Annotated in this window: 27 protein-coding genes; 3 read left to right on the plus strand and 24 right to left on the minus strand. The window is 70.2% G+C overall.

Annotation, left to right across the window (positions count from 1 at the left end; all coding sequences use genetic code 11):
* The first annotated feature begins 125 nt into the window (after positions 1-125).
* Positions 126-1340: a L,D-transpeptidase gene (locus ACZ7L9_RS15805; RefSeq protein WP_471415735.1), complete on the plus strand. Its 1215-nt coding sequence runs from the start codon at positions 126-128 to the stop codon at positions 1338-1340.
* A 199-nt stretch (positions 1341-1539) separates the two neighbouring features.
* Here the strand turns inward: ACZ7L9_RS15805 and ACZ7L9_RS15810 are convergent, their stop codons facing one another.
* From ACZ7L9_RS15810 to ACZ7L9_RS15830, 5 genes are all read right to left on the minus strand, one after another.
* Positions 1540-2412 (minus strand): amino acid ABC transporter permease, encoded by an 873-nt coding sequence (locus ACZ7L9_RS15810; protein ID WP_471415736.1) that lies wholly within the window; start codon positions 2410-2412, stop codon positions 1540-1542.
* Positions 2409-3053, minus strand: coding sequence for an amino acid ABC transporter permease (locus ACZ7L9_RS15815; protein WP_471415737.1), 645 nt, complete (start codon positions 3051-3053; stop codon positions 2409-2411). Before ACZ7L9_RS15815 ends, ACZ7L9_RS15810 begins: the two co-directional genes overlap by 4 nt.
* A 17-nt stretch (positions 3054-3070) precedes the next feature.
* Positions 3071-3985, minus strand: coding sequence for a glutamate ABC transporter substrate-binding protein (locus tag ACZ7L9_RS15820; RefSeq protein WP_471415738.1), 915 nt, complete (start codon positions 3983-3985; stop codon positions 3071-3073).
* An 11-nt stretch (positions 3986-3996) separates the two neighbouring features.
* Positions 3997-4740, minus strand: coding sequence for an amino acid ABC transporter ATP-binding protein (locus ACZ7L9_RS15825; protein WP_471415739.1), 744 nt, complete (start codon positions 4738-4740; stop codon positions 3997-3999).
* A gap of 123 nt (positions 4741-4863) precedes the next feature.
* Positions 4864-5304 carry a DUF6278 family protein gene (locus ACZ7L9_RS15830; RefSeq protein WP_471415740.1) on the minus strand — a complete coding sequence of 147 codons (441 nt, stop codon included), beginning with the start codon at positions 5302-5304 and terminating at the stop codon, positions 4864-4866.
* 489 nt (positions 5305-5793) lie between these two features.
* Between ACZ7L9_RS15830 and ACZ7L9_RS15835 the strand changes: the two genes are divergently transcribed.
* On the plus strand, positions 5794-6975 hold the full coding sequence (locus tag ACZ7L9_RS15835) for a Cmx/CmrA family chloramphenicol efflux MFS transporter (RefSeq protein ID WP_471415741.1): 1182 nt from the start codon (positions 5794-5796) through the stop codon (positions 6973-6975).
* Between the two features lie 144 nt (positions 6976-7119).
* Here the strand turns inward: ACZ7L9_RS15835 and ACZ7L9_RS15840 are convergent, their stop codons facing one another.
* From ACZ7L9_RS15840 to ACZ7L9_RS15885, 10 genes are all read right to left on the minus strand, one after another.
* Entirely contained in the window at positions 7120-7899 is a 780-nt protein-coding gene (locus ACZ7L9_RS15840; protein WP_471415742.1) for an exodeoxyribonuclease III, read from the minus strand.
* A gap of 48 nt (positions 7900-7947) precedes the next feature.
* On the minus strand, positions 7948-8604 hold the full coding sequence (locus tag ACZ7L9_RS15845) for an MBL fold metallo-hydrolase (protein ID WP_471415743.1): 657 nt from the start codon (positions 8602-8604) through the stop codon (positions 7948-7950).
* 12 nt (positions 8605-8616) lie between these two features.
* Complete coding sequence (pcaDC, locus tag ACZ7L9_RS15850) at positions 8617-10176, minus strand: bifunctional 3-oxoadipate enol-lactonase/4-carboxymuconolactone decarboxylase PcaDC (RefSeq protein ID WP_471415744.1); 1560 nt, start codon at positions 10174-10176, stop codon at positions 8617-8619.
* A gap of 36 nt (positions 10177-10212) precedes the next feature.
* Positions 10213-10803: a hypothetical protein gene (locus tag ACZ7L9_RS15855; RefSeq protein WP_471415745.1), complete on the minus strand. Its 591-nt coding sequence runs from the start codon at positions 10801-10803 to the stop codon at positions 10213-10215.
* A 14-nt stretch (positions 10804-10817) separates the two neighbouring features.
* Positions 10818-11981 (minus strand): ROK family glucokinase, encoded by a 1164-nt coding sequence (locus ACZ7L9_RS15860; protein ID WP_471415746.1) that lies wholly within the window; start codon positions 11979-11981, stop codon positions 10818-10820.
* Positions 11982-12114: 133 nt separating this feature from the next.
* On the minus strand, positions 12115-12975 hold the full coding sequence (locus ACZ7L9_RS15865; RefSeq protein ID WP_471415747.1) for an ATP-binding cassette domain-containing protein: 861 nt from the start codon (positions 12973-12975) through the stop codon (positions 12115-12117).
* Positions 12972-14024 carry an ABC transporter permease gene (locus ACZ7L9_RS15870; protein WP_471415748.1) on the minus strand — a complete coding sequence of 351 codons (1053 nt, stop codon included), beginning with the start codon at positions 14022-14024 and terminating at the stop codon, positions 12972-12974. Before ACZ7L9_RS15870 ends, ACZ7L9_RS15865 begins: the two co-directional genes overlap by 4 nt.
* Positions 14021-15034, minus strand: a complete 1014-nt coding sequence (locus ACZ7L9_RS15875) for a sugar ABC transporter substrate-binding protein (protein ID WP_471415749.1) — start codon at positions 15032-15034, stop codon at positions 14021-14023. The genes ACZ7L9_RS15870 and ACZ7L9_RS15875 overlap by 4 nt, the downstream gene beginning before the upstream one ends.
* A 164-nt stretch (positions 15035-15198) precedes the next feature.
* Complete coding sequence (locus tag ACZ7L9_RS15880; RefSeq protein WP_471415750.1) at positions 15199-16206, minus strand: sugar ABC transporter substrate-binding protein; 1008 nt, start codon at positions 16204-16206, stop codon at positions 15199-15201.
* A gap of 92 nt (positions 16207-16298) precedes the next feature.
* Positions 16299-17015 carry a GntR family transcriptional regulator gene (locus ACZ7L9_RS15885; protein WP_471415982.1) on the minus strand — a complete coding sequence of 239 codons (717 nt, stop codon included), beginning with the start codon at positions 17013-17015 and terminating at the stop codon, positions 16299-16301.
* A gap of 179 nt (positions 17016-17194) precedes the next feature.
* On the opposite strand from ACZ7L9_RS15885, the gene ACZ7L9_RS15890 reads away from it, so the two are divergent.
* Positions 17195-18238: a Gfo/Idh/MocA family protein gene (locus ACZ7L9_RS15890; protein ID WP_471415751.1), complete on the plus strand. Its 1044-nt coding sequence runs from the start codon at positions 17195-17197 to the stop codon at positions 18236-18238.
* 22 nt (positions 18239-18260) lie between these two features.
* Here the strand turns inward: ACZ7L9_RS15890 and ACZ7L9_RS15895 are convergent, their stop codons facing one another.
* The 9 genes from ACZ7L9_RS15895 to ACZ7L9_RS15935 form a co-directional block, all read right to left on the minus strand.
* Positions 18261-18683 (minus strand): PaaI family thioesterase, encoded by a 423-nt coding sequence (locus ACZ7L9_RS15895; RefSeq protein ID WP_471415752.1) that lies wholly within the window; start codon positions 18681-18683, stop codon positions 18261-18263.
* A gap of 16 nt (positions 18684-18699) precedes the next feature.
* Positions 18700-19890, minus strand: a complete 1191-nt coding sequence (locus ACZ7L9_RS15900; protein ID WP_471415753.1) for a cytochrome P450 family protein — start codon at positions 19888-19890, stop codon at positions 18700-18702.
* 55 nt (positions 19891-19945) lie between these two features.
* Positions 19946-20680, minus strand: coding sequence for a response regulator (locus ACZ7L9_RS15905; protein WP_471415754.1), 735 nt, complete (start codon positions 20678-20680; stop codon positions 19946-19948).
* Positions 20681-20751: 71 nt separating this feature from the next.
* Positions 20752-21969 carry a sensor histidine kinase gene (locus ACZ7L9_RS15910; RefSeq protein WP_471415755.1) on the minus strand — a complete coding sequence of 406 codons (1218 nt, stop codon included), beginning with the start codon at positions 21967-21969 and terminating at the stop codon, positions 20752-20754.
* Positions 21970-22565: 596 nt separating this feature from the next.
* A complete protein-coding gene (locus tag ACZ7L9_RS15915; protein WP_471415756.1) occupies positions 22566-23786 on the minus strand; it encodes an acyl-CoA dehydrogenase family protein in 1221 nt (406 codons plus the stop codon).
* Positions 23783-24196, minus strand: a complete 414-nt coding sequence (locus tag ACZ7L9_RS15920) for a hypothetical protein (protein ID WP_471415757.1) — start codon at positions 24194-24196, stop codon at positions 23783-23785. Before ACZ7L9_RS15920 ends, ACZ7L9_RS15915 begins: the two co-directional genes overlap by 4 nt.
* Positions 24193-24612: a hypothetical protein gene (locus ACZ7L9_RS15925; protein ID WP_471415758.1), complete on the minus strand. Its 420-nt coding sequence runs from the start codon at positions 24610-24612 to the stop codon at positions 24193-24195. Before ACZ7L9_RS15925 ends, ACZ7L9_RS15920 begins: the two co-directional genes overlap by 4 nt.
* Positions 24609-26207 carry a hypothetical protein gene (locus ACZ7L9_RS15930; protein WP_471415759.1) on the minus strand — a complete coding sequence of 533 codons (1599 nt, stop codon included), beginning with the start codon at positions 26205-26207 and terminating at the stop codon, positions 24609-24611. The genes ACZ7L9_RS15925 and ACZ7L9_RS15930 overlap by 4 nt, the downstream gene beginning before the upstream one ends.
* Positions 26207-26572, minus strand: coding sequence for a hypothetical protein (locus tag ACZ7L9_RS15935; protein WP_471415760.1), 366 nt, complete (start codon positions 26570-26572; stop codon positions 26207-26209). Before ACZ7L9_RS15935 ends, ACZ7L9_RS15930 begins: the two co-directional genes overlap by 1 nt.
* Position 26573: the final 1 nt, after the last annotated feature.

Here is a 26573-nt window from a genome sequence, read left to right on the forward strand (position 1 = left end):
CGATGACCGTTGCGATGCGGTCCATGTCACAGAGAGGATTTCCTGGTTTTCGGCCGATTTGTGGAACCTATCGTCGGTGGTAACGCCTCTCCATCGATGAGAAGCAATGCCTTGGAGGTTTTCCGTTGTTCCCCGAACGTCGGCGCATACGCCGTACCGCCCCGCTCGTCCGCCCGGTCCGGCTCACGCTGATCGCCGGTACCGCGGTGCTCGGCACCATGCTCACCGCCTGTACCGGTGCCTCGGCCTCGGACTCGGAGAAGGCGGCGGCCGGGGCCGCACCGGCGCACGACACCAAGATCTCGGTGAACCTCCAGGGCACCCGGGCCACCCCCGGGAAGCCGGTGGAGGTGACCCTCGGTGCCGGAAAGCTGAAGGCGGTCACGGTGAACTCCACCGAGGGGGACGCGCTCACCGGCCGAATATCCGCCGACGGCAGGACCTGGACGTCGGACCGGGTGGCCGCGCCCGGCACCACGTACGGCGTCGAGGCGAAGGACACCGAGGGCGGCAGCGACAAGGCTCGGTTCACCACCGCCGGGGCCGACAAGGTCAACAAGCTGACGCTGGCGCCCGGCAAGAACACCACGGTCGGCATCGCCCAGCCCCTGTCGATCGTCTTCGACAACCCGGTGAAGGACCGGGCGGCGGTCGAGAAGGCCCTGAAGGTCTCCACCTCGAACAACACCGAGGGCTCCTGGGGCTGGCTGCAGGACTACTCCGGCAAGGACCGCGTCGACTGGCGCCCCAAGGAGTACTGGAAGTCAGGTACGAAGGTCACGCTCGACGCCGATCTCAACGGCATCGACTCCGGCCCGTCCGGCGGCTGGTTCGTCCGCGACTACCGGACCACGTTCACCATCGGCGCCGACCAGGTGGTCAAGGTCGATCTCGACCGTCACCGGCTGGCGCTGAAGCGGGACGGGAAGACCGTCATGGACGTGCCCATGTCCGCCGGCACTCCGGGCGGCGAGAAGGCGTCCTGGCGCGGCACGGCCGTGCTGATGGCCAAGGAAGGCACGATCAACATGCGCTCCGAGACGGTCGGCCTGGGCGATGCCTACGACAAGATGGTCGACTCCTCGATGCGGCTGACCTGGTCGGGGATGTACGCCCACGCGGCGCCATGGAATGCCGCCTACTTCGGGGTGGCCAACCACAGTTCGGGCTGTGTCGGCATGAGCGATGCCAACGCCGGCGCGCTGTACCAGCAGGTGCGGGTCGGCGACCCGTTCGAGATCACCGGTGCCGACGCCAAGGGCACGGTCGCGGAGGGCAACGGGTACGGGGCGTGGAATGTGACATGGTCCGACTGGCAGGCGAAGAGCGCACTGAAGTGAGCCGCTGAACCCCGTCGCACCACGTGATCGACACGCTCGACCCGCTGTACGTCGAGCACGGCCCGGCCGGCTCGCAGCTGACCTTCTCCTCGCCCTCGGCGGACCCGTCGTACGGGACCGCCGACTCGCGCGAGGAGTGATCACCGGCTGCTGCCGGACGGGCACTGCTCCTCAAAGACCGCTTCGCAGCGGATCCCGGCTACTGCACTCCCGGCAGCAGCGTTCCTGGTTCGGCCGGCGCGACCTCCACGGCCTTCGTCTTCGGATTGCGCCGCTCCTGCTTGGCCACCCAGGTCGCGAACCAGGAGAGCAGCATGCACATCCCGATGTAGATCGGCGAGATCACCATCACCACGGGGATGAAGGGAAGATCGTAGTCGAGGTTGGACGCGATGAGTTTGCCCGCGTGGAGAAATTCCTCATAGGTGATCAGGTAGCCGAGCGAGGTGTCCTTCAACGCGACCACCAGCTGACTGATGATCGTGGGCAGCATGGCGCGCACCGCCTGCGGGGCCAGTACGAACGTGGTGACCTGCGTCTTGCGCATCCCGAGGGCGTACGCGGCCTCGCGCTGGCCGCGCTCCACCGAGTTGATCCCGGTACGGAACACCTCGGCGAGCACCGAGCCGTTGTAGAGCGTCAGGCCGGCGACCAGCGCGGGCAGGGGCTGCACCTTCAGGGCCACGAAGATGAAGAAGATCATCACCAGTACGGGCATGGCCCGGAAGAACTCGACCAGAACCGTCGAGAGCCGGCGCACGGCCCAGTGGTCGGAGAGCCGGCCGACGGCGAGCACCGCCCCGAGCACCAGGGAGAGCACCGCGGCCAGCGCGAACGCCTTGAGGGTGTTGCCCAGTCCGCGCAGCAGCAGCACCTGAATGCCCTTGTATTCGAAGGGTGTCCATTTGGCGCCGGCGAACTGTCCGGTGTCGACGAGCAGATGGACGATCCAACCGAACAGGGCGAGGATCAGGGCCGTCGACGCGAACCCGTAGAGGCGGTGGCGCCTGCGGGTGACCGGGCCCGGGATGTCGTAGAGCGCGGTGGCGGAGGGCGTGGTGCGGGTGATCATCGGGCGACTCCCCAGCGCTTCTCCATCACATGGAAGAGCGCACTGATGGACAGGGTGATGATCAGGTAGCCGACGGCGATCCAGACGAAGGTCCAGATGATGCTGTACCCCAGCTCGTTGAGGGTCTTGTAGGTGCCGAGCAGCTCGGTCACGCTGAAGGCCCCGGCGATCGCCGAGTTCTTGGCGAGCGCGATCAGCGTCGAACCGATCGGCGGGATCACCGTGCGGAACGCCTGTGGCAGCACGATGCTGTTCAGCGTCTGACCGAACGTCATGCCGAGGCTGCGAGCCGCGTCGCCCTGCCCCTTCGGCACCGTGTTGATGCCGGAGCGCAGCACCTCGCAGATGAACGCGGAGGTGTAGCAGCCGAGCGCGAGGACCGCGAAGACCTCGAAGGGAAGCACCAGCCCGAAGCGCGGCAGTCCGAGCAGAACGGCGAAGAAGAGCAGCGTCAGCGGGGTGTTGCGCAGCACCGTCACCCAGACCGTGCCGAGTACCCGGAGCGAGCCGACGGGTGCCACCCGGCAGGAGGCCATGAAGAAGCCGAGGAGCAGGGCCAGGATCGAGGAGTAGACGGTCAGCTCGACCGTGCCGAGGAAGCCCTTGCCGTAGAGCGAGAAGTTCTCCGTGAGTACGTCCATGGTCGATGCCCGCCCTCTCAGGTCGCCGGGTAGCGGTCGATGGGCGGCGGGGTCGGCGCGGGCGCTCCGGACAGACCGAGTGTGGCCTCGAACGCCTTCTTCCAGTTGCCGTTCTTCTGGTTCGCCTCCAGGGCGTCGTCGAGAGCGAACCGCAACACGTTGTCGCTGCGCGGGACGCCGATGCCGTACGGCTCCTCGGAGAAGGGCTTGCCCACCACCTTCATCTCCTCGGGCGCCTTGGCGGCGAAACCCAGCAGGATCGCGTCATCGGTGGTGACGGCGTCGACCTGGTAGGTCAGCAGGTTGTCGACACAGATCGAGTACGTGTCGTAGGCGACCAGGATCGCCTTCGGATAGTCGGCGGCGATGCGCTGGTACGGGGTCGATCCGGCCGCCGAGCAGACGGTCCTGCCGGCCAGGTCCTGCGGTCCGTCGATGTCGTGCTCGTCGGTGCGCACGAGCAGCGACTGCCCGGCCATGAAGTAGGGCCCGGCGAAGCCGACGAGCCTCTTGCGCAGGGCATTGATGGTGTAGGTGCCGACGTAGTAGTCGATCTGACCGTTCTGCAGTGCCGTCTCGCGGTTGGCGGAGGCGATGGTCCGGAAGCGGATCGTCTTCGGGTCGAAGCCGAGCGAAGCCGCCATCATCTTGGCGATCTCGATGTCGAAGCCGGAGTAGACGCCGGTGGCCGGGTCCTTCTCGCCGAGGTAGGGCTGGTCCTCCTTGGCCCCGACCCGGAGGTATCCGCGATTCATCGCTTTCTGCCAGGTCGGTGATCCGGGCAGCCGGAAGGCGGTGTCGACCTTGTACACGGGCAGTTGTTCGGGCTTCGACCCCTTCACCGACGGGCTGCCCTCCTTGCCGCATCCGGCGGCGAGCACGGCGAGCAGGAGAGCGGCGCAGGCGGTCAGAACTTTTCTCGTACGCAACACGGAGCCCCCCGTCAGTGCTTCAGGATCTTGGACAGGAAGTCCTTGGCGCGGTCGCTCTCCGGGGCGGTGAAGAACGCCTCGGGAGTGCGGTCCTCGATGACGCGTCCGTCGGCCATGAAGATCACACGGTTGGCGGCGGAGCGGGCGAAGCCCATCTCGTGCGTGACGACGACCATGGTCATGCCGTCCCGGGCGAGCTGCTGCATGACCTCCAGCACCTCGTTGATCATCTCCGGGTCGAGCGCCGAGGTCGGCTCGTCGAAGAGGAGCGCCTTGGGGTTCATGGCGAGGGCGCGGGCGATGGCCACACGCTGCTGCTGGCCGCCGGAGAGCTGGGCGGGGAACTTGTCGGCCTGCGAGGCGAGTCCGACCCGCTCCAGCAGCTCCCGGGAGCGCCGGTCGGCCTCGTCCTTCTTCCGCTTGCGGACCTTGAGCTGGGCGAGCGAGACATTGTCCAGCACGGTCTTGTGCGCGAACAGGTTGAACGACTGGAAGACCATGCCCACTTCGGCCCGGAGCCGGGCCAGCCCCTTCCCCTCCTCGGGGAGGGGTCTGCCGTCGATCGCGATGTACCCGGACTCGATCGTCTCAAGCCGGTTGATGGTCCGGCAGAGCGTCGACTTGCCGGAGCCCGAGGGGCCGATGACCACCACCACCTCCCCGCGGCCGACGGTGAGACTGATGTCCCGCAGTACGTGCACCTGTCCGTAGAACTTGTTGACGTCCCGCAGCTCGATCAATGGATCGACGGCCATGCCCTGCCCCACCCACTTGTCGCTATGTCGAGGTCAGCGCAAACTATCCAGCGCGAAAAGGGGCTTCGCCTACGACACGCATAAATGGGGCATAAGGCGTCTTATCCGGTTTTGGTGAGAGCCCTACCCCTCGGCCGATTCCGAGTACACCTGCGAGAGCTCGGGGCTGCCCGCCATCGCCCAGTCCAGTCCGGCCTCGACCACATCGATCTCCCGCCCCGAGGCGAGCCGCACCACGGGCTGCCCGCTCGGCCAGATGTTCCAGACCGCACCGGGGACATTGCGCACCAGAACCGTGCCGAGGTAGAGCCCCGCGTCATTACCCAGCCAGGGCAGCTCCTCGGGATCGTCGCGCCAGCGCGGCGGCAACTGGTCGAGAGCCGCCAACGAGTCCGGGCTGTCGTCGAGTTCGAGCCCTCTTTGCCCTGCCCGGACACGCAGCAGCTCGCACTCGGCAAGCAGCTCGGCCACGCCCTCGGGATCGGCCGCGACGGCGGCGGCGAGCCCCGTCCCTCGCGTACCGTCGTGACGCTTACGCCAGTTGTCCAAGAAGGGGATGTTCATACCACTCAGGGTCGCATCCCGGGCGTGTTACGCACCACAGGGCGCGCGGCCTGTCGTTCGAGTGCTGAACCGGATGCGGCCCGGTCCAGATGTTCCGGCGGAAAAGGGGTGGAGACGAGGGGGGCCGGGCTGGTAGCTTCGCGATCGTGTCCAGCCCCGAGTCCGACAGAGACTAGCCACCGGTCCGCCGGTGGCCGAACCGCTGTCGCGTCGATCCCGCCCGCTCGTGTACCGGCGGTGGGGCCGCTTCCGCCCGGCTGCCGCCGCAGGACCACCTCGGTGTGGGCTGCGCGTTCCCCGTCTGTGCCCGTGACGCACTCGTACGTGCACGCGTGCACGGATTCTCCGGCACCCGCGCCTGCCGCGCGTGCCCGAGTCCCGTCCATGAACACCCCGGACGTTCCGTCGCGTTGCCGCCCGTCCTGACGGGCGGGCGCGGCCCACACCCCCTGCATGGTCCATCCATCAGCCGTCCATGGGGTTCCTTTCATGCCTTTTGCCGTGTACGCACTCGGGCTCGCCGTCTTCGCCCAGGGCACATCCGAGTTCATGCTGTCCGGTCTGGTCTCGGACATCGCCGCCGACCTCCACGTAACCATTCCGGCCGCCGGGCTGCTGACTTCGGGCTTCGCGATCGGGATGGTCGTCGGGGCGCCGTTGATGGCGCTCTTCAGCCGGAACTGGCCGCGCCGCCGCGCCCTGTTGTTCTTCCTCTGCGTCTTCAGCGCCGTTCATGTCGCCGGCGCGCTCACCCCCAGCTATGGGGTGCTGCTCGCGACGCGGGTCGTCGGGGCCCTGGCGAATGCCGGATTCTGGGCCGTGGCCCTGGTGACCGCGGTCTCCATGGTCGGGCCCGAGGCCCGGGCACGCGCCACGTCCGTGGTCGTCGGGGGCGTCACCGTCGCCTGCGTGGCCGGAGTACCCGCCGGTGCGGCGCTGGGCGGACAGTGGGGGTGGCGGTCGGCATTCTGGGCCGTGGCGCTGGTCTCCGTACCGGCCGTCGTAGTGATCGCCAGGACGATTCCGGGGACACGGCCGGAGGCCGTCCCGGCACGCGCCCGCGTCGAGCTGCGGGCCCTGGCCCGTCCGCGGCTGCTGCTCACGCTGCTGACGAGCGCCCTCGTGCAGGGCGCGACGTTCTGCGCGTTCTCCTACGTCGAACCGCTCGCCACCCGGGTCACCGGACTCGGTACCGACTGGGTGCCCGTTCTGCTCGCGCTGTTCGGCCTGGGCTCGTTCGTCGGGGTCACCGTCGCCGGCCGGGTCGTCGACGCACGGCCCCTCGCCCTCACCGCGGCCGGTCTGCTCACGCTCACCGTCGGCTGGACCGGGCTCGCACTGAGCGCGGGAAACCCGTTCGCGGCGGTCACGCTCGTCGCGGTCCAGGGGATGCTCGCGTTCGGCACCGGGACGGCGCTGATCTCGTGGGTGTTCCGGCTGGCGGCCGACGCGCCGACCCTGTCCGGCTCGTTCGCCACATCCGCGTTCAATGTGGGCGGCGCGCTCGGCCCCTGGCTCGGCGGACTCGCGATCGGTGCAGGACTCGGCTTCCGCTCACCGCTGTGGGTGAGCGCGCTGCTGATGGTTCTGGCGCTGGGCACCGCCTGGGCGTCGCTGGGCATGCGCCGGGCCGCCGACCGGCAGAACCCGGATCGCATTCCCGCGGTCTGACAGCAGGGTGGTTAAGAGGAGCTCAGGCCCCGCCCGGCGCTGAACGGGCGGGGCTGTCCTGGTCACAGCAAGCAGCCAGCAAGCGGGATAAGGACATCGACCACCGTATCGGCGACCACTGACAACGACGGCTCGTCCGAGGCGTCAGACGTCGAGGTCCACGACCACCGGGGCATGGTCGGACGCGCCCTTGCCCTTGCGTTCCTCGCGGTCCACATAGCTGTCCTGGACCGCCGCGACGAAGGGCGCGTTGCCGTAGACGAGGTCGATCCGCATGCCCTTGTTCTTCGGGAAGCGCAACTCCCGGTAGTCCCAGAAGGTGTAAGGACGGTCGTACTTGAGCGGGCGCGGCATGACGTCGGAGAGCCCCTCCTGGCGCAGTGCGGCGAGGGCTGCGCGCTCGGCGGGGGTGACATGGGTCGCGCCCTCGAACAGCGCCGGATCCCAGACGTCCTCGTCGGTCGGGGCCACGTTGAAGTCGCCCAGGACCGCGAACGGCCGCGGGCCCACGGCGTCCGCCGCGACGGCCTTCTGCAGGGCCTCGAACCAGCGCAGCTTGTACGCGTAGTGCGCGTGCTCGACCTCGCGGCCGTTGGGCACGTACACCGACCAGACGCGAACCGGGCCGCAGGTCGCGGAGATCGCCCGGGGCTCCTGCTCGCCCTCGTACCCGGGGCCGTCGGGCAGGCCCTTGACGACGTCGGACAGGCCGGCCCGGGAGACCAGCGCGACCCCGTTCCACCGGCCCGTGGCGTGGACCGCGGACTCGTAGCCGAGTTCGCGAAGTGCGTCTGCCGGGAACTGTTCGGCGGCGCACTTGGTCTCCTGGATGCACAGCACATCCGTGCCGGAGCTCTCCAGCCAGGCCAGCAGCCTCGGGAGCCGGGCGGTGATCGAATTGACGTTCCAGGTGGCGATGCGCATGTACGTAAACCTAGCGGCTGCCACTGACAACCGCCGGACCGGCCGGGGTCACAGGCCGGTCGATTCCCCCGGGGTCAGCCGGCCGTGGTCGGTGCCGCCGAGGCTGCCGATCTGGTTGTCGTAGATCGGGCGGGCGAGGTCGGTGAGGAGCGCGTCGTGGATGTCGATGGCGCGGCGCGGCTTGACCTCGCGTACGTAGTCGATGACCTCGGAGATCTTGTTCCAGGGGGCCATCACGGGGAGCATCAGGGTGTCGACCGGCCGGTCGGGGACGGTGAGGGCGTCGCCCGGGTGGAAGACCGAGCCGTCCACCAGGAAGCCGATGTTGGTGATCCGCGGGATGTCAGGGTGGATCACCGCGTGCAGCTCGCCGTGCACCTGTACGTCGAAGCCCGCCGCGGAGAAGGTGTCACCGTGGCCGACGGTATGGACGCGGCCGGGGAAGGCCGTGGCGAGCCGGTCGGCGACGCTGCGCAGGGTCCAGATCTCGGCGGCCTGGTTGGCCTCCAGACCGGCGCGCAGCCGCCCCTCGTCGAAGTGGTCGGGGTGCTCGTGCGTCACCAGGATCGCGTCGGCGCCGACGGCGGCGTCCTGCTCCGAGAAACCGCCCGGATCGATGACGAGCGTCTGCCCGCCCTTCTCCAGGCGGATGCAGGAGTGCGTCTTCTTGGTCAGTGTCAGGTGCGCGGGGTTCACGGCGTTCATGGCCCCATCCTGCTACGGGCGGGGCGTCGTTTCTTCCTGAATCACGGTCTGCGCGATCGAGAACGCAGCGCTCGCGGCGGGCACGCCGCAGTACACAACGGTCTGCATCAGCACCTCCTTGATCTCGGCCGGGGTGAGGCCGTTGCGCAGCGCGGCCCTGACATGCGCGGCCAGGCTCTCCAGACGGCCGGAGGCGACCAACGCGGTGAGCGTGACGCAGCTGCGGGTGCGGCGGTCGAGGCCCTCCCGGGTCCACACCTCGCCCCAGGCGTACCGCGTGACGAGCTCCTGGAAATCGCCGGTGAAGTCGTCGGCGGCGGCCGTGGCCCGGTCCACATGGGCGTCGCCGAGCACCTCGCGGCGCACCTTCATGCCGGGCTCGTACGGGTCGGCGCGTCCGGTGGTGCCGGTCTCCGGCTGCGCGGTGGCGGCGGTGATCTCGGCCACGGGCAGCACGGGGGTGGAGAGCTGCGGAGTGAACGGCGGAACGGGGATGGCGGCGAGAGTGTCCTGCCAGGCGGTGGAGAAGTGGGTGAGGAGCAGATCGGTGACGGCTCCGGGCTGCTCGACCGGGGCGAGGTGGGAGGCGCCGGGGACGAGGGCGAGCCGGGCGTCCGGTATGCCCGCGACCAGGGTGCGGGCGTCGCCGGGCCCGGTGACCCGGTCCTCGGCGCCGACCAGGACGAGGGTCGGGACGGTGATGCGGCCGAGGTCGCCGCGGATGTCGAAGGCGGCGAGGGCTTCGCAGGCGGCGATGTAGCAGCCGGGGTCGGTGGTGCGGACCATCTGGACGGCCCACTCGACGATGGCCGGCTGGGCGGCGGCGAAGCCCGGAGTGAACCAGCGCTCCGGCGCGGTGCGGGCCATCGGTTCCAGGCCATTGGTGCGGACGACCACGCCGCGCTGGCGGAATTCGTCGGCGCTGCCGAACCGGGGCGAGGCGGCGATCAGGGCGAGCGAGGCGACCCGGTGCGGGTGGCGCAGCGCGAGGTCGGCGCCGATCGCGCCGCCGAGGGAGCAGCCCGCGTATCCGAAGCGCTGGACACCGAGCCCGTCGAGGGTGGCCAGCAGCCGGTCGGCGAGTTCGGTGACGGCGGAGGCCGGGTGGGCGGGGGCGCCGCCATGACCGGGAAGGTCGAAGCGGAGGACCCTCCAGTGCTGGGTGAGCTCCGGTATCTGCCGGTCCCACATGTGCCAGGTGGTGCCCAGCGACGGACCGATGACGAGGACTGGGGCGTCCTCGGGGCCGTCGAACCGGTACTGCAGCGTGTGCACGGGCAGGGCCTGCGCCTGGGCCGCGGGTGGGATCCGTACAGGAGGCACGGGGGACAGGGGAGATACGGGAGGCACGGTTGCGGCGGGCGGCACGGGCACCGGGGTGTCGGCGGACTGAACCTGGTGCGTCGGCTGCGCGGCGTCGGGCGCGGGCCGGCTCTGCTGCTGCACGGGCTGCGGCACCGGGACCGGGACCGGCTGCACGGGCTGCGGCACCGGGACCGCGACCGGGACCGGCTGCGCGGGTTGCGGGGTCTGCACGGGCTGCGGGGTATTCATGTCACTGGCGTCGCTCACTCGCTCCAGGTTAGTGAGCGGCCTGTCGGCTCCCGGTCAGGGGGTCGCCGTGGATACGACATAGACGACAGGGTTCATCGGATCGGTCATGTTCACGGTGATGTCCTGATCGGGCCGCGGGTCCTTGTTGGTGTGCTTGGTGCCCGCCCACTGGATGCCCGGGGCGAAGCTCCAGCCCGCGATCTCCTGGTCGCGGGGGCCGATGGTGACCTTGTCCGTCACCAGTTCGGCGCGGCCGCTGCCCATCCGGCTCAGGAACCGGTCGAGCCCGGCGGACGTGGTGCGGAACTCCACGTACAGGCGGCTGGTCTTCCAGTTGTTGGTTTCGTAGTACTGCACGTCCAGCGCGTTGCCGGGCATCGGCAGCTCGTAGATCCGGCGCTGCAGCCGGGACGGCCAGCCCTCCCGGAGCCCCTGCGCGGAGGCCTCGGCCTCCTTGTTCTGGCCGGAGCGGCGGCTCTGGTGCGCGGAGATCAGCAGGTAGCCCGCCGGGATGCCGATGAGCAGCACGATGGTGATCGCCGTGATCAGACGGCGGCGGATCATCCGGCGCCGGTCCTGCGGCGGCCTTTCGTCGTCGGGCGGCGAGGACTGGCGCGGCAGGACGGGGTGCTCGGCTGTGGTCATGTCTGTGACGATCCCTACGAGGTGCGAGTGCTGCGCGTGTTACGGATGGTGCTCGCGGCCTGGTCGTAGATCTGCGCGTACCGCTCGTACCGCTCGACGCGACGACGGTTGGTACGACGGAATCTGCGGGCCACCAGCCGGGCCAGGTCGGCGGCGCCGACCATACCTGCCTCCGGGCCGAGCTGCGCCTTCGCGATCCGGGCCTCGGGGCGGTAGCCGCGGCCGGTGAGGTGGCGCTTGAAGGCGTCCCTGGCAGGGCCGATCAGCAGATCGTCGGCGGCGCTGACGCCGCCCCCGATGACGAAGCAGGAGGGATCGAGCGCGGCGGCCAGATTGGCGATGCCGACGCCGAGCCACTGGCCGATGTCCTGGAGCAGCTCGACGCACATCGCGTCGCCCTCGCGGGCCAGTTCGGTGATGAGCGGCCCGGTGATGTCGGGGATGTTGCCCTTGACCCGCTCGATGATGCCGTGCGCCACCGGGGAGTCGGCCGCGGCCAGCTCCTTGGCCTCGCGGACGAGGGCGTTGCCGGAGCTGTACTGCTCCCAGCAGCCGCGGTTCCCGCACGGGCAGCGGTGCCCGCCGGGCACCACCTGCATGTGGCCGAACTCACCGGCGACTCCGTACTTGCCACGCTTGACCTGGCCGTCCTCCAGGATCGCGCCGCCGATGCCGGTACCGAGCGTGATCATGACGAGGTGGTCCTCGCCACGGCCCGCTCCGAAGCGCCACTCCGCCCAGGCGGCGGTGTTGGCGTCGTTGTCGACCATGACGGGGACGACGAGGCGGGAGGCGAGGGCGTCGCGCAGCGGTTCGTCGCGCCAGGCGAGGTGCGGGGCGAACAACACCTTGGAGCGGTCCGCGTCGACCCAGCCGGCCGCCCCGATGCCGACGGCGTGCACATCGTGCCGGTCGGACAGGTCCAGGACCAGCTCGACGATGGTGTCCTCGACGACCTTGGGGCTCTTGGACTTGTCCGGCGTCTCGGTGCGCAGCTGCTCCAGGATGTTGCCGTCCGCGTCGACGACGCCGGCCATCACCTTCGTACCCCCGATGTCGATGCCGACGGTGGGGACCCGCGGCGCCGTGAGGTGCGAGCGCCGCTCCCGGCTGCCCACGGTCCGCAGGACGGTGGCGCGGGCGGAGCCGCGGTGTGTGAAGTCGCGGTACGTGCTCATCGTCCCTGCGGGGTCTGGGGGGGCCGGGGGCGGTGCTCCCGGCGGCGGACTGCGCCCGTCGGGCTCGATTCTGCCACTGCCTGGGGCAGCGCGGTCGGCGGAACCTTCGGCCGGGTCCGTACCGGCCCCGGGGCTACTGCGGGTCGTCGGTGACCGAGTGGCCGCCGAGATGGGTCGGTTCCGGGGCCCGCTCCAGCTCGTGGCCGAGCTCCTCCAGCTCGCTGCCGCCCGCCATCTGACGGGTCAGTTCGTCCAGCGTGATGCTCGACCGGGTGTGGCTGCCGGCCATGGCGCCCCGCTTGAGCAGGACGAACCGGTCACCGACGAGATACGCGTGGTGCGGGTTGTGCGTGATGAGGACCACGCCGAGACCGGCGTCGCGCGCGGCCGCGACGTACTTGAGGACGACCCCGGACTGCTTGACGCCGAGCGCGGCGGTCGGCTCGTCCAGGACGAGGACCTTGGCGCCGAAGTAGACGGCACGCGCGATGGCGACGCACTGGCGCTCGCCGCCGGAGAGCGTGCCGATCGGCTGGTCGACGTCGCGCAGGTCGATGCCCATGCGCAGCAGCTCGGAGCGGGTCGTCTCGCGCATCAGCCGTACGTCGAGGCGCTTGAAGGGGCCCGCGCCGGTGGTCGGCTCGGAGCCGAGGAAGAAGTTCCGCCAGACCGGCATGAGGGGGACGACGGCCAGGTCCTGGTAGACCGTGGCGATGCCGCGGTCCAGCGCGTCGCGTGGGTTGGCGAGGGTGGTCTCCTCGCCGTCGATGAGGAAGGTTCCCGAGTCGTGCCGGTGCAGTCCCGCGATGATCTTGATCAGGGTGGACTTGCCGGCGCCGTTGTCACCGAGGACACAGGAGATCTCCCCCGCGTGGACCTCCAGCGAGACGTCCTGGAGCGCCTTGATGTTGCCGTAGAACTTGCTGACGTGGTCCAGCTCGACGAGCGCCCGATGGGACGTCTCCCGGTCGGCCGGTGCCTGGGGGGCCGTCATTTCGTCGCCTCCGCGCGCTTGCGTACCCATGCGTTGAGCAGGGTGGCCAGGAGCAGCATGGCTCCGAGGAAGAACTTGAACCAGTCCGGGTTCCACTCCGCGTACACGATGCCCTTGCTGGTCATACCGAAGATGAAGGCACCGACCGCGGAGCCGATCGCGGAGCCGTAGCCGCCGGTGATCAGGCAGCCGCCGATGACGGCCGCGATGATGTAGATCAGCTCGTTGCCGACACCCTCGCCGGACTGCACCACGTCGTACGAGAACAGCAGATGCTGCCCCGAGACCCAGGCGGCGAAGGCGACCCCGAGGTACAGCCCGATCTTGGTACGGATCACCGGGACGCCGACCGCGCGGGCCGCGTCGGCCTCGCCGCCGACCGCGAAGATCCAGTTGCCGAAGCGGGTGCGGAGCAGGATCCAGGTGGCGATCGCGACGAGCACCGCCCACCACAGGATGGTGACCTTGAACTCGACGCCGCCGATGGTCCACTGCGAGGCGAAGACCTGACGGGCCGATTCGAAGCCCTCCATGTCGCCGATGGACTTCGTCGACACCGTCCCGCTGATCAGCTTGGTAAAGCCCAGATTGAGGCCGGTCAGCATCAGGAACGTGCCGAGCGTGATGATGAAGCTCGGCAGTTTGGTACGGGTCAGCATGAAGCCGTTGAACGCCCCGACGGCCAGCGTGACCAGCAGCGACACCAGGACGCCGACCCAGACGTTGGCCGTCATCTGGTAGCTGAACATCGACGAGATCAGCGCGGAGCTGGTGACCAGGACGCCGGCGGAGAGGTCGAACTCGCCGCCGATCATCAGCAGCGCCACCGGCGCGGCCATGATCCCGATGGTGGAGGCCGCGTACAGCACCGTGCCGAGGCTGGAGGCGCGCAGGAAGCTGTCGGCGACGATCGAGAAGAAGATGAACACGGCCGCGGCGCCGACCACCGAGCCGAGCTCGGGGCGGCCGAGCAGTTTGCGCAGCGGTGAGGTGCGCAGCAGCCGCTCGTCGGCCGCGGTCGGGGCGGGTGAGCCGGTGACGGTACTCATCGGGTCCCCCGCTTCGTGTATTCCGCCAGCTCGGCGGCGTCCTTCGAGGTGATGATCTGCGGTCCGGTGAGGACCGGCCGGCCGCCGCCGAGCACATTGCGGTTGTAGCGGTGGAGCCAGAGCAGGTCGACGGCCTCGTACCCCTGGAGGTAGGGCTGCTGGTCGACGGCGAAGCCGAGGCTCTTGTCCTGGAGGGCGGTGGCGACCTGGGCGTTCAGGTCGAAGGTGTCGACCTCGGCCTTGCTGCCCGCGGTCTTCTTCGCCTTGACGGCCGCGTCCGCGAACGGCGCCCCGAGGGTGACGACGGCGTCGATGTTCTTGTCGGCCTGGAGCTTCGCCTCGATGGACGCCTGGACGTCGGGCATGTTGGTGCCCTCGACGTACAGGTTCTGCATCTGCCCGTCGAACGTCTTCTTCGCTCCGGCGCAGCGCTGCTCGTGGCCCACGTTGCCCTGCTCGTGCAGGATGCACAGGGCCTTCTTGCGGCCGCGCGCGTTGAGCTCGTCGCCGACCGCCTCGCCCGCGATGGACTCGTCCTGGCCGATGTGGGTGAGCGCGCCGAACTGCTTGGACTCCGCGGAGCCCGAGTTCACCGTGATCACCGGGATGCCTGCCTTGGCGGCCTTGGCGACGACATCCTTCATCGCGTCGGGCTTGGCGAGCGTGACTATCAGCCCGTCGACCTTCTGGTCGATGGCGGCCTGGACGAGCTGGGCCTGCTGCTGCGCCTCGTCGTTGTGCGAGTACAGGAACTTGATGTTGTCCTTGACGGCTGCCTGTTCGGCGCCCCGCTGGACGATGTCCCAGAAGGTGTCGCCGTCGCCCGAGTGGGTGACCATGGCGAAGGTCCAGCGGGGCGTGGTCACCGCGGACCGGCCCTCGGCCGCAGCCCGGGCCGCGCGCTCCTCCGCCCGCTTGCCGCCGGTGCTGCTGCATCCCACGAGGGAAGCCCCCAGCACCGCCGCAAGCACGGCGCCCATCGCACGTACCCCTGTCCGAACCCTTGCCACGACGCCGTGCCCTTCTTGTGCTGCTCGCTGTGCTCTTTGGTGGGGCCGGGGTCGATTCACGCCCTGCCCGGCTGGCCAAGTATCCCCGAGCCGCCGACGGCGCCGCCCGGCAGGGGCGTGGCAGGTGCGCGGGCACCGGGTGTGCGCGGCGGCGCGCGGGACGGTCATCGGGTGCCGCGCGCGGTGTATTCCTCCAGCTGCGGTACGTCGTCGGCGGTGACGATCGCCGGGCCGGTGAGCACCGGTTTTCCGCCGCCGATGACGTTTCCGTTGGTCTTGTTCAGCCACAGTTCGTCGACGGCGAGATAGCCCTGGAGGTAGGGCTGCTGGTCGACGGCGAAACCGACCTCCTGGGCCTTCAGCCGCTTGACGACCTCGGCGTTCAGATCGAAGGTGTCGACCTCGGCGCGGCTGCCGGCTCCCTCCTTGGCCTTGACGGAGGCGGCCGCGAAGGGGGCGCCGAGGGTGACGATCGCGTCGATGCCCTTGTCGGCCTGGAGCTTCGCCTCGATCGACGAGGTGGAGGCGGGCATGTTGGTGCCCTCGACGTTGAGGTTCTCGACGGTGCCCCCGAAGGTCTTCCGCACCCCGGCGCAGCGCTCCTCCAGCGAGACGTTGCCCTGCTCGTGGACGACGCAGACGGCCTTCTTGCGGCCCCGCGCATCGAGCTCCTCGCCGACGGCCTCGCCCGCGACCTTCTCGTCCTGCCCGATGTGTCCGAGTGCGCCGATCTCCCGGGAGAACTGCGCGCCCGAGTTGATGGTCACGACGGGTATGCCGGCCTTCACGGCCTTGGCGACGACGTCCTTGACCGCTTCCGGCTTGGCGAGGGTGACAACGATGCCGTCGACCTTCTGGTCGATGGCGGCCTGGACGAGCTGGGCCTGTTCCTTGCCCTCCTTGTTCGCCGAATACAGGAACTCGACGTTGTCCTTGGCGGCGGCCTGTTTCGCGCCGCTCTGCACGATGTCCCAGAAGGTGTCGCCCTCTCCCGAGTGCGTGATCATCGCGATCTTCATCCGCGGGGTGGCGGCCGTTTTGCCTCCGCTGCCGCCCCCCTGGGGCTTCTCCTCGGCGCGCTCGCCGCCGGAGCTGCTGCATCCGCCGACGGTGAGGCCCATGCCGATGGCGGCCGCGGCGATCAGGATTGCTGCCTTGCGAGGGGTACGCATGGTGGTCCGCCTTCTCTCCCGGCCGCGCGAGTGCGGCTGGGTGAGTTCTAGCGGCGGGCGTACGAGACGTCAACGGGGCCGTGGGGCCGTCGTCACCGTACGAGCAGCTGGAAATCGAAGGTGTAGCGCGAGGCCCGGTAGATGTGGGAGCCGAACTCGACCGCGCGCCCGGTGTCGTCGAAGGTGGTGCGCTCCATCGTCAGCACGGCGGCCCCTTCCGTCTCGGCGAGACCGGCCGCCTCCTCGGCGGTGGCGAGCCGGGCGCCGACGGTCTGGCGAGCGCTGTGCAGGGTGATGCCGGCGCCCCGCATCATCCGGTAGAGGCCGGTGGTCTCCAGCCGTCCGGCGTCCAGGTCGATGATCCCGAGGGGCACGTGGTTGCGCAGGAGTGCCAGCGGCTCGTCGTGCGCGTACCGCAGTCGTTCGAGGAGGTGTACGTCGGTGCCCGCCGTGATTCCGAGCGCGTCGGCGACGTCGGCACCGGCGGGTTCGACGGTGTTGCGCAGGACGCGGGTCGTGGGGCGCCCGCCCGCCGCCTCCAGGTCGTCGTACAGGCTGCTCAGTTCGAGCGGGCGGCGGACCCTGCTGTGCACGACCTGGGTGCCGACGCCGCGGCGGCGGACCATCAGGCCCTTGTCGACCAGTGACTGGATGGCCTGGCGGACGGTGGGCCGGGACAGGCCGAGCCGGGCCGCGAGCTCGATCTCGTTGCCGAGGAGGCTGCCGGGGACGAGCCGGCCCTGCTCGATGGCCGCTTCCAGCTGCTGAGCCAGCTGGTAGTAGAGCGGAACCGGACTGGTGCGATCCACGCCGAGCTCAAGCGCGGCGGGGTCGGGGGTGGGTTCGGGCACGCGTGGAGGGTAACTCCCACATCAGAACCTCCGGTAGTCAGGTCGTCCTGTTGTCCGGACAGCATGAACATCGAACAACCCGCCTCTTGTCAGGACATATGGTTGACAGCGCAGTCCGCGGGCGTCACGTTGGGTCCATGCGCATCGGACTCATCGGCACCGGACGGATCGGTTCTTTCCACGCGGGCGTGCTGGCCCGCCATCCCGAGGTGGACGCCCTGGTGGTGACGGACACCGACCGGGCGCGGGCGGCCGAGGTCGCGGACCGCACCGGCGCGACGGCCGCGGACAGCGCCGCCGAGGTGTTCGGCGCGGGTGTGGACGCCGTGGTGATCGCCTCGGCCACGTCGGCGCACGCGGAGCTGATCGGGCAGGCCGCGCGGGCGGGACTGCCCACGTTCTGCGAGAAGCCGATCGCCTTGGACCTGCCGGGGACGCTGAGCGCGCTGCGCGAGGTCGATCGAGCAGGGAGCGTGCTCCAGCTGGGCTTCATGCGCAGGTTCGACGCCGGGTACGGGGCGGCGCGGGCCGCCGTGCGGGCGGGGGCGCTGGGCCGGCTGCACACCGTGCGGGCGATGACGATGGACCCTGCGCCACCGCCCGCCGCGTATCTGCCGCTCTCCGGCGGCCTGTACCGGGACTGTCTGGTCCATGACTTCGACATGCTGCGGTGGGTGACGGGCCGTGAGGTGGCCGAGGTGTACGCCACCGGATCGGACGCCGGGCCCGAGATGTTCCGGGCGGCCGGCGACGTCGACACGGCGGCGGCCCTGCTCACTCTCGACGACGGCACCCTGGTCACGGCGACGGCCACCCGCTGCAACGGCGCCGGTTACGACGTACGGATGGAACTGGCGGGCGAGCTCGGCCAGATCACGGTCGGCCTGGACGACCGTACGCCGGTCACCTCGGCCGAGCCGCAGGGCCCCGCCGCACCGCACAGCCCCTGGCCGGGCTTCCTGGAACGGTTCGCCCCGGCGTACGAGGCGGAACTGGACGCGTTCGTACAGGTGGTCCGGGGCGCGCTGGCCAATCCGTGCGACGGCCGGGAGGCGTGGTACGCGCTGCTGATCGCGGAGGCGTGCGAGGTGTCCCGCCGCGAGCGGCGCCCGGTGGAGATCGCGGAGATCGCCGCGGGCACCGCCGACCGTCCGGTGGAATCGGCCGGCCCCTCCTCGTGACCCGGCGGCGGGCCGGGCGGGTTCAGGAGGACGACGCGGCGGACAGTACGGTGCCTTGCGCGACCGCGCAGAGCGTCCTCACCCCGTCCTCCCCCGCCGCGAACAGCTCACAGCGGACCACGGCCTGACGGCGGCCGGTGTGCACGACGTCGGCGTGGGCGATGAGTGTGCGGCCGGTGGCGGGCCGGATGTACTGGATGGAGAAGCCGCCGGTCAGTACCGCCGGGCCGAGCGTCGTCCCGGCGGCGAAGGTGATCGAGTTGTCGGCGGCGTAGGCCAGGACTCCGCCGTGCAGAAAGCCGTTCTGCTGCTGGAGTTCCTGCCGGATGTCCACTTCGAGGGTGGCCGCACCGTCCCCGAAGGCGGTGATCCGCGCCCCGACGAGCCCGCTGAACGGCTGGCTGTCGAGAACCTTCTGTGCCATCTGCAAGTCAAGTCCGGTCATGACAGAGGTTCTTACCTCACCAGCGGACGGGCAACCGGCGCACCCCCCGGATAAGGAGCCCCGGGATCCAGTCGAACCCGCCCGCGCCCGCGTCCAGCACGAGGCCGGGGCACCGCTCAAGCAGCGTGCGGATCGCGATCCGGCCCTCCATCCGGGCCAGCGGGGCACCCATGCAGAAGTGGCTGCCGTGCCCGAAGGCCAGGTGCCCCTGGGCGTCGCGGCGGATGTCGAAGGTGTCCGGTCGCGCGTAGCGGTCGTGGTCGTGGTCGGCGCCCGCCAGGGAGACCAGAACCGGCTCGCCCGCCGGGATGACCCGGTCCCCGATCTCGACCTGTTCGCGGGGGTAGCGGAACGTGGCGGTCTCCACCGGGCCCTCGTAGCGCAGCATCTCCTCGACCGCGCCGTCGATGAGGCCGGAGTCGGCCCGGAGAGCGGCCAGTTGGTCCGGGTGTTCGAGCAGTGCGCGTACCCCGTTGCCGATCAGGTTGACCGTGGTCTCGTGGCCGGCGACGAGCAGCAGGAACGCCATGCCCACGAGCTCGTCGGGGGACAGTCCGTCCCCCTCTTCGTCACGTGTCCGGACCAGCGCGCTCATCAGGTCGTCACCGGGTGAGCAGCGCTTGTCCTCGATGAGTTCGCCGAGATACTCCCCCATGGCGGCCACCGACTCGGTCGCCTCCTGCGGTGTGGCCGGATGGATGACGCCGTTCGACAGCCGGCGGAACACCTCGCGGTCCAGGTCCGGCACGCCGATCAGTTCGCAGATGACGGTCATGGGCAGGGGGAAGGCGAGCGCGTCGACGAGATCGGCGTGTCCCGACGGCACCATCGCGTCGAGGAGTTCGTCGGTGATCTGCTGGACGCGCGGGCGCAGCGCCTCGACCCGGCGGGCGGTGAACTCCCTGGCGACGAGTTTGCGGAGCCGGGTGTGGTGGGGTGCGTCGAGTTCCAGCATGTTGGCGAAGATCGGGGCGGTCTGGGCGGGCGCGCCGGGCAGTCCACGCCAGTCCTTGCCGAGCCGTTGATCGGCAAGGGCCGCGCGGGCCTCGTCGTACCCCACCACGAGCCAGACCCGCTCGATGTCGTCGGTGCGGACGGTGTGCACGGGACCCGCGGCACGCAGCTTCGCGTAGTACGGATACGGATTCGCGGTGAAGTCCTCGACCCCGCGCAGATCGACGTCGACGTTGGCACTGGCATCGGACATGGGATCGCCCCTCCCGGTCTGATCGGCTCGATCGTCTCGGATCGACCGGTTCACCCTATGTCGTCGGCTCGCCGCCCTCGTCATCGAGAAGACCCGCGTCGTGCACCAACAGCGCGATCTGGACACGGTTGTTGAAATCGAACTTGGCCAGAATCCTGGAGACCTGCGTCTTCACGGTCGCCACGCTCAGATAGAGCTCCGCGGCGATCTCGGCGTTGGAACGACCGCGTCCGACGGCGATCGCGACCTCGCGTTCGCGTTCGGCGAGTGCGGCGATCCGCTGTCGTGCCCGGTCTGCGCGGTCCACCCGGCCGTCCTGGCCGCTCCCGTGCCCGATCCCGGCGGCTCGGTCCATGAGCCGACGCGTCACCGCGGGCGACAGCACCGGATCACCGGCCGCCACCCGCCGCACCGAGCCGACGATCTGTGCCGGAGGAGTGTCCTTCAGGACAAAACCGGCGGCTCCGGCGCGGATGGCCCGCAGCACCTGTTCGTCGGCGTGGAACGTCGTCAGGACGATGATCTCCGGAGCATCGGGACGGGCGCGCAGCACCTCCGTGGCGATCAGTCCGTCCATGGCCGGCATCCGGATGTCCATCAGCACCACATCGGGGCGGACGCGGTCGACGAGATCCGCGACCTCGGTGCCGTCGGCCGCCTCCCCCACGATGTCGATGTCGTCGGCGCCGCCGAGCATGAGGGTGAGCCCGGCCCGTACGAGCGGGTCGTCGTCGACGATGAGCAGCCGGACAGGCGAGGCCACGCGATCGATGGGGGTCGGGGTGGTCATGGCGACACCGTAGCCGGACCCGGGCGCCGCACGCGCCGGGCCCGTCGCGGCCGCTCCGGACCGACCGACGGTCAGGCCGACCACGGCAACCAGGCCCGGATGCCGAAGCCGCCGTCGGATTCCGGGCCGTGGTCGAGGCGGCCTCCGGACAGGGTGGCGCGTTCCGTCAGGCCGATGAGGCCCTGGCCGGAGCCGGGGACCCGCTCGAACGGCCGGGTGGGCGCCGGGTTGCGCACCTCGATGGTGAGTCCGTCACCCGGGCCGCCGGTGAGCGTGACAGTGACCTCGGCGCCGGGTGCGTGTTTACGGGCGTTGGTCAGGCCCTCCTGGGCGATGCGGTAGACCGTGCGGCCGGTGGCTGCGGGGGCCGCTTCGGGGTCGGTGACGCGGTTGTCGACGGTGACCTTCATACCTGCCAGACGTGACTCGGCGATCAGCGCGTCCAGGGTGGCGAGGGTGGGCTGCGGCCGGTTGCCGTCGCCCTCACCGGGGCTGCGCAGGACTCCGATGATCTGACGGAGGTCCTGGAGGGCCTCGTGCGCGCTGTCCCGGATGACTCCGGCGGCCCGTGCCACCTCGGCCGGGGGTGCGTCGGGGCGGAATTCGAGCGCGCCGGCGTGGACGCTGAGGAGGGTCAGCCGGTGGGCGAGGACATCGTGCATCTCCCGGGCGATGGCCTCGCGGGCCAGCCGTTGCGCCTGCTCGGCGCGGAGCCCGGCCTCGGTCTCGGCCCGGCGGGCCCGCTCGCGGAGTGTGACGACGAGCTGGCGCCTGGACCGTACGACCATGCCCCAGCTGAGCACCAACAGGGACAGCAGCACACCGATGATCGTCGACTCGGCGAACGAGCTGCCCGGGTCGGGGCGCAGATACGGCTGCAGGGGTGCGGCGACCAGAGCGAGCACCCCGATGGCCGCCACGGGCCGGAACGGCCGGTGCACGGCCACGCCGAACAGGGCCACGAGCATGGCTCCCGCCGCGACGGGTTCGATGATGGAGATCAGGGTCAGAGCCACCGCGACGGTGACCGGCCATCGCCGCCGCACCCAGAGTGCGCAGCAGGCCGCGGCCCCGATCAGGCAGTCGGCGAAGACGACACCGGCGGGGGTGGTGTGGTCGGCGTGGATCGTCGCCGCCGCGAGCAGACCGATCCCCGCCGCACAGAGGAAGGCGGTGATGTCGACGCCCCAGTCCCGCACGGTGCGTCGCGTGCGGCCGCTCTGGTCGCCGGGCAGCTCGGGGTCGGCCATCGCCGAGGGCAGCAGCCAGCGGTACTCCGTACGCGTCATATCGACAAAACTACTCACGTAAGGGGTTCGCACCGGCCGTGCGGGAGCGGGAAGACACCAAAGTTGCCGGATCGGATACTTTCGGCGCCGTGCCGCAGACCAGCGGCCGACACCGCGGCCGGAACGGGCTCGCGAGGCTCTCCCATGAAGAAACTCTGCGAGTCGGTCGGCTTCATCGTGTTCATCCAGGGCGTCGCCGGGCACGGGCGCGCGGCACCTCCGTGGCGATCAGCCCGTCCATGGCCGCATCGACCACATCTGCACGAAGAACGCGAAGAGCGTGCAGACGACGGAGAGGATCCACAGGACGCCGTAGAGCCGTCGGTGGTTGGCAGGGCGAGCGAAGCCGTCCCAGTGATCAGCCGCCCCCGCTCTCGATTCTGCCGCCCTGGAGCTGGACGGCACTCCACGTGGTGCCGCGCGCGGCGCTGGGAGTGCCGGTGGTGCGGGCCATACGTGCCCCGCGCCGACCCGGCCTCAGCCGCGACGGCTGCGCGCCCAAGCACTCGTAGGTCGCTGGTCTCGCATGTCCATGCATCGTCACCGATGGATACGCTGCGATGACGTGTTCCCCTACCTGGCTTGAGGGTTCGGAGTCATGGTCTGTGGAACGACGGGTCGTTCTGCTCGCCGAGTACGGCCTGCCCGATGGTCGCCAGGACGTGGTCGTCGTTGTCATGGAGCTCGTAGAAGGTCAGGTCGCGCAGTATCCGCTCCACGGGGCTCGGGCGGATCAGGCTGCGGGCACCGCATGCGCGGATGACGTGGTGCACTGTCTCTTCCGCCAAATGCTCGATCACATGCCAGGCCCTGCTGCCTGCGATCCGTGCCTCCTCGACCCTGCCTTCGTCCCACAGACCGGCGACGTAGCGCAACCAGAGGCGGGCGGTGTCGATGTTGACCGCCATGCTGCCCACCCGCTGCTGCACATGGGGATCACCGCCTTTGCCCTGCCGCATCAGATACCCGAGCCCGTATTCGTTCGCGGCCAGGGCGCCGCCGAGGAAGCTGGCAGCGTAGTGCGGGATGAAAGCGGTCTGCCAGTGCCCTTCGAAGTAGCCGCCGGGGCGGCCGATGAGATGCTCGCGCGGTACGAAGGTGTCGTGGAACCGCACCACATGGCTGACCGTCGCGCGCATGCCGATCGGGTCCCACCACGAACTGTCCACGGTCACAGTCGGGTCGGACAGGTCGCAGGCGAGCAGCAGGAGTCTTCCGTGGGCCTCTCGGCTGTGCCGGGCTCCACCGGGGCCGGCCGGATCGACGAGCAGGATCGCCCACTGGGCTCCGGTGGCGCTGGTGGCGAACGCCTTGCTGCCGCGGAGGGTCCAGCCGCTGCGGACGGGTGTCAGCACGGTGCCGAAGCGACCGCTCTCGCCCGGCTTGGGGGCCTGGGGTTCGCCGCTCCAGGCGGCCCATTTCTCTCCGTGTTCGACCACGCCGGTGAACCAGTGTCGCTTCTGCTCCGGGCCGGCCAGGGCGTCGATGAGGACGAGTGCGTTGGCGTGCCCCTCCCAGCAGCGGGCCAGTGACAGATCGGCCTTGGCCAGCGTGGTGGTCATCTCCCACAGAGGCAGGGTGTTGCGCTGCTGGGGGCCGTAGCCCAGGCCGCCATGCTCCCGCGGCACAGGGGCGGCCAGAAACCCGCCGGAGAACAGATCGTCGAAGTCCTCGGCGGGGAAGGCGGCACTGCGGTCGTATTCCTCGGCGCGGGGGGCGAAGTTGTCCGCGGCCAGCTTCGCCACGGCGTCGAGAACGATCCGGTCGCCCCCGGCCACCGGATCGCGGGCCGGACCCTGGCCCAGGTCGTCGGTCATAGGGGGACGGCCCCTTCCGAACGGTAGAAGTGGGCGCGGTACATCACGTTCGGTATCTGCGGATCGACGGTATCGACGGTATGGACGTCGATGGTCAGCAGGCCGCGGTTGAGGTAGCCGCAGAGGATGACCTGACGGGAGCCGAGCGGACCTTCGGCGAGGAAGGCCACGGCCTCGGGGGCGTCCATGTCATCGGCCAGAGGGACGGCGGGCAGGGTGGCGCCGGTGACGGGCGTTGCGGTCGGTACGAGCGCCTCTTGTGACGGGTCCGGGTCGCCGCGCTCGGTGATCCGCAGCATGAGCCGGCTGCCGTCGACCGCGGCATCGACCAGGTTGATGCCCGTGGCGGTGATGTCGAAGTTGACCCAGCCACCAGCCAGTGGTGCCGGATCAACCGTCCGTGCCGTCATGCCCGCCCCTCCGCCCTGTGGAAGAACGAGCGGGCCCAGTGGTCGGCCCTCCTGCTGTCATCGCTGAAGATGCTGCTCGTGGTGGCCACCAGGATGCCCGTCTTGTGGTAGGCGCACAGGACAGTGCGTAGCGAGCCGAAGTTGTAGATCGCCGAGAACGACCAGGCGGCCGATGGGGTTCCTGGCGCGGTGTACACGACCGCCGACACCTCACCCCAGTCGCGCGGCTGCGGGCTGCCGGTGCCGAAAGCTCTGACGAACAGGCCCTTCTCGTGCCACGTCACGTTCAGCCGTAGGGCGCCCTTCGAGCTGCCCTGGTCGGTGTTGACCCAGTCGCCCAGCAGCGCCGAGACGTCGGGGACGTCCGGCGGCCGCGGCGCGGCCGGTCCGGCGGGGGAGGGCGAACGGGTCGTCATGGTGCCTCTCCGCTCGTGGGTTGCGCCGGGGGCGATTCCCCCGGCTCGGTGAGGTCGTGGACGTCGGCGCGCTCGACCTGGCTGAAGCAGAGGGAGCGCAGTGGCAGCGCATCGGGGAACGGATGGCCTGTCAACAGGTGGAATTGTTCGCTCACTTCGACGAGCAGGACGTCCCACCCGTCGATGCCGATCAGTCCGCGGGCGCGGGTGGCGCTCATGAGCGCGGTCGGAGGATCGCGGTAGACCATTTCCAACACCGCCGCGTCCGGTTCAACGGCGGCAACCGGAAACGGTTGCCTCTCCGCCAGGGGTGTGGCGTGGACGAGCACAGCGTGTCCTGCCGGGGAGAACCGGCAGAGCGGTACGTAGGGAGCCCCGATGCGCCAGGAGGCTTCCCGGCCGCGCGCCTGCCCCCGGTTGACCAGGGTCACCTGGGCTCCGGCCTGGAGCAGGGCCAGCGCGACGGCCTGCCCGGTGCTGCCGCAACCGATGACGGCGGCCCTGCGGCCGCTGGGATCGATCCCGGCCCGGGCAAGAATGTGCAGGGCAGTGGCGGAGTCGGTGGTGGCCGCCCGCCAGCGCCCGGCGTCGTGCCACAGAACGTTGGCCGCGCCGCACCGCAGCGCCTGCGGGGCGACGATGTCCGCTACTTCGACCGCGCTCTGCTTGTGGGGAGCGGTCACGGTCAGCCCGCGTAGCGGCAGCCGGGCCAGCGCCCCGAAGTCGTTGGCGCAATGCCAGAAGCGGGGGAACGTGTCCACCTGGAAGGGCAGGTAGATCGCGGGCAGCTGCAGCTCCCGCAACGCCGCATTGTGCAGCCGGGGTGACAGCGAGCGTCCCGGGGCATGGCCGGCAATGCCGAACAGGGCGCTGAGCGGTGGCAGCGCGGGCAGTCCGTAGTCGGTCAGGAGTTGGCCCAAGCTCGGCATTCCGTCCGCCCCCGGGGTACCGGCCCGGCCGAAGGCGAGGGGCGCGCCCAGCCACGGCGCCAGCACCCGGGTCCAGGTGCCGGCCGGACCGGACGCGAACGCCGTCACGTCGGAGCGCCCGAGCCCGGTGAGCAGCAGCGGCGAGGCCGACCCGTATTGGGTTCCCGACTGCGGCACGAGGAGGTACAGCAGCGCAGGTGTGGTGGCCATCGTGGCGAACCGCTCCCGCAGTTCCGCGGTTGCCTCCAGCACGCCTGCCCCGCGGTCGGCGCTCCGCTCGGGGCGTGCGGGTTCGGGCTGGTGCCAGGAGACGCGCCGCTGCCGGGCGGGGATGCCCGCCAGCAGTTCCGGGACCAGGTCGTCCACGGCCTCCAGATCGACCACGTCATAGTGGTCCGCCGCGCGGAGGAGCCGGGTGCGGCGTTCGACCGGGCCGGCAGCCGAGCGGCCGCCGTGGCGCGGGGAGCGCAGGCTGTAGGTCACTGGCCCGGTGAAAAGTTGGCGCAGCCGGTGCGGATCGGGGTCGCCGACCAGGTCCGCACGCACCTCCAGCGCGTCGGCCACCCCTGCGAGGCCGCGCAGGCGAGGCGTGGTGAGATCCTCGGGTCGGGCGACCACTGCGACTATGTGAGCCCGCCGCGTGACGGCGGCATCGCACCCGCTCATCAGGCGCTCCATTGGACGCACCCCTCCAGAGGGGCCTGCGGCAGGACGAGCCGATTGACAGCCGGGGTGCACACGATGGGACGGTCGGAGTCGATGCCCAGCAGCAGGCGCAGGACACCCGCGCAGTCGGCGGTCGGCGGCCCGTAGAAGCGCAGGTTGTCGCGGAGGTGGGCCCATGCGGCGGCGGTGTCCGCGGTGGCGTCCCCCTTGGCCGGCAGCGCTCCCGACCTGGCGGCGCGGGCACGGCGTTCGACGACGTCGTCCAGCGACGGCGGCCGGTTGGTGTAATCAGGCGTGGGCCGATCACCGCGGTCGAACGCCTCGCACAGGGCGTCCACCAACGCCTCCGGGGTGCTGCCGATCACC

The sequence above is a fragment of the Streptomyces sp. NPDC111516 genome (assembly GCF_055635345.1).

Coding starts and splice junctions, on each gene's coding strand:
- ACZ7L9_RS15810 (WP_471415736.1), bottom strand. CDS start 2,412: ATGATCACCCGCACCACGCCCTCCGCCACCGCGCTCTACGACATCCCG.
- ACZ7L9_RS15815 (WP_471415737.1), bottom strand. CDS start 3,053: ATGGACGTACTCACGGAGAACTTCTCGCTCTACGGCAAGGGCTTCCTC.
- ACZ7L9_RS15825 (WP_471415739.1), bottom strand. CDS start 4,740: ATGGCCGTCGATCCATTGATCGAGCTGCGGGACGTCAACAAGTTCTAC.
- ACZ7L9_RS15830 (WP_471415740.1), bottom strand. CDS start 5,304: ATGAACATCCCCTTCTTGGACAACTGGCGTAAGCGTCACGACGGTACG.
- ACZ7L9_RS15835 (WP_471415741.1), top strand. CDS start 5,794: ATGCCTTTTGCCGTGTACGCACTCGGGCTCGCCGTCTTCGCCCAGGGC.
- ACZ7L9_RS15840 (WP_471415742.1), bottom strand. CDS start 7,899: ATGCGCATCGCCACCTGGAACGTCAATTCGATCACCGCCCGGCTCCCG.
- ACZ7L9_RS15845 (WP_471415743.1), bottom strand. CDS start 8,604: ATGAACGCCGTGAACCCCGCGCACCTGACACTGACCAAGAAGACGCAC.
- ACZ7L9_RS15855 (WP_471415745.1), bottom strand. CDS start 10,803: ATGACCACAGCCGAGCACCCCGTCCTGCCGCGCCAGTCCTCGCCGCCC.
- ACZ7L9_RS15860 (WP_471415746.1), bottom strand. CDS start 11,981: ATGAGCACGTACCGCGACTTCACACACCGCGGCTCCGCCCGCGCCACC.
- ACZ7L9_RS15865 (WP_471415747.1), bottom strand. CDS start 12,975: ATGACGGCCCCCCAGGCACCGGCCGACCGGGAGACGTCCCATCGGGCG.
- ACZ7L9_RS15870 (WP_471415748.1), bottom strand. CDS start 14,024: ATGAGTACCGTCACCGGCTCACCCGCCCCGACCGCGGCCGACGAGCGG.
- ACZ7L9_RS15880 (WP_471415750.1), bottom strand. CDS start 16,206: ATGCGTACCCCTCGCAAGGCAGCAATCCTGATCGCCGCGGCCGCCATC.
- ACZ7L9_RS15890 (WP_471415751.1), top strand. CDS start 17,195: ATGCGCATCGGACTCATCGGCACCGGACGGATCGGTTCTTTCCACGCG.
- ACZ7L9_RS15895 (WP_471415752.1), bottom strand. CDS start 18,683: ATGACCGGACTTGACTTGCAGATGGCACAGAAGGTTCTCGACAGCCAG.
- ACZ7L9_RS15900 (WP_471415753.1), bottom strand. CDS start 19,890: ATGTCCGATGCCAGTGCCAACGTCGACGTCGATCTGCGCGGGGTCGAG.
- ACZ7L9_RS15905 (WP_471415754.1), bottom strand. CDS start 20,680: ATGACCACCCCGACCCCCATCGATCGCGTGGCCTCGCCTGTCCGGCTG.
- ACZ7L9_RS15910 (WP_471415755.1), bottom strand. CDS start 21,969: ATGACGCGTACGGAGTACCGCTGGCTGCTGCCCTCGGCGATGGCCGAC.
- ACZ7L9_RS15915 (WP_471415756.1), bottom strand. CDS start 23,786: ATGACCGACGACCTGGGCCAGGGTCCGGCCCGCGATCCGGTGGCCGGG.
- ACZ7L9_RS15920 (WP_471415757.1), bottom strand. CDS start 24,196: ATGACGGCACGGACGGTTGATCCGGCACCACTGGCTGGTGGCTGGGTC.
- ACZ7L9_RS15925 (WP_471415758.1), bottom strand. CDS start 24,612: ATGACGACCCGTTCGCCCTCCCCCGCCGGACCGGCCGCGCCGCGGCCG.
- ACZ7L9_RS15930 (WP_471415759.1), bottom strand. CDS start 26,207: ATGAGCGGGTGCGATGCCGCCGTCACGCGGCGGGCTCACATAGTCGCA.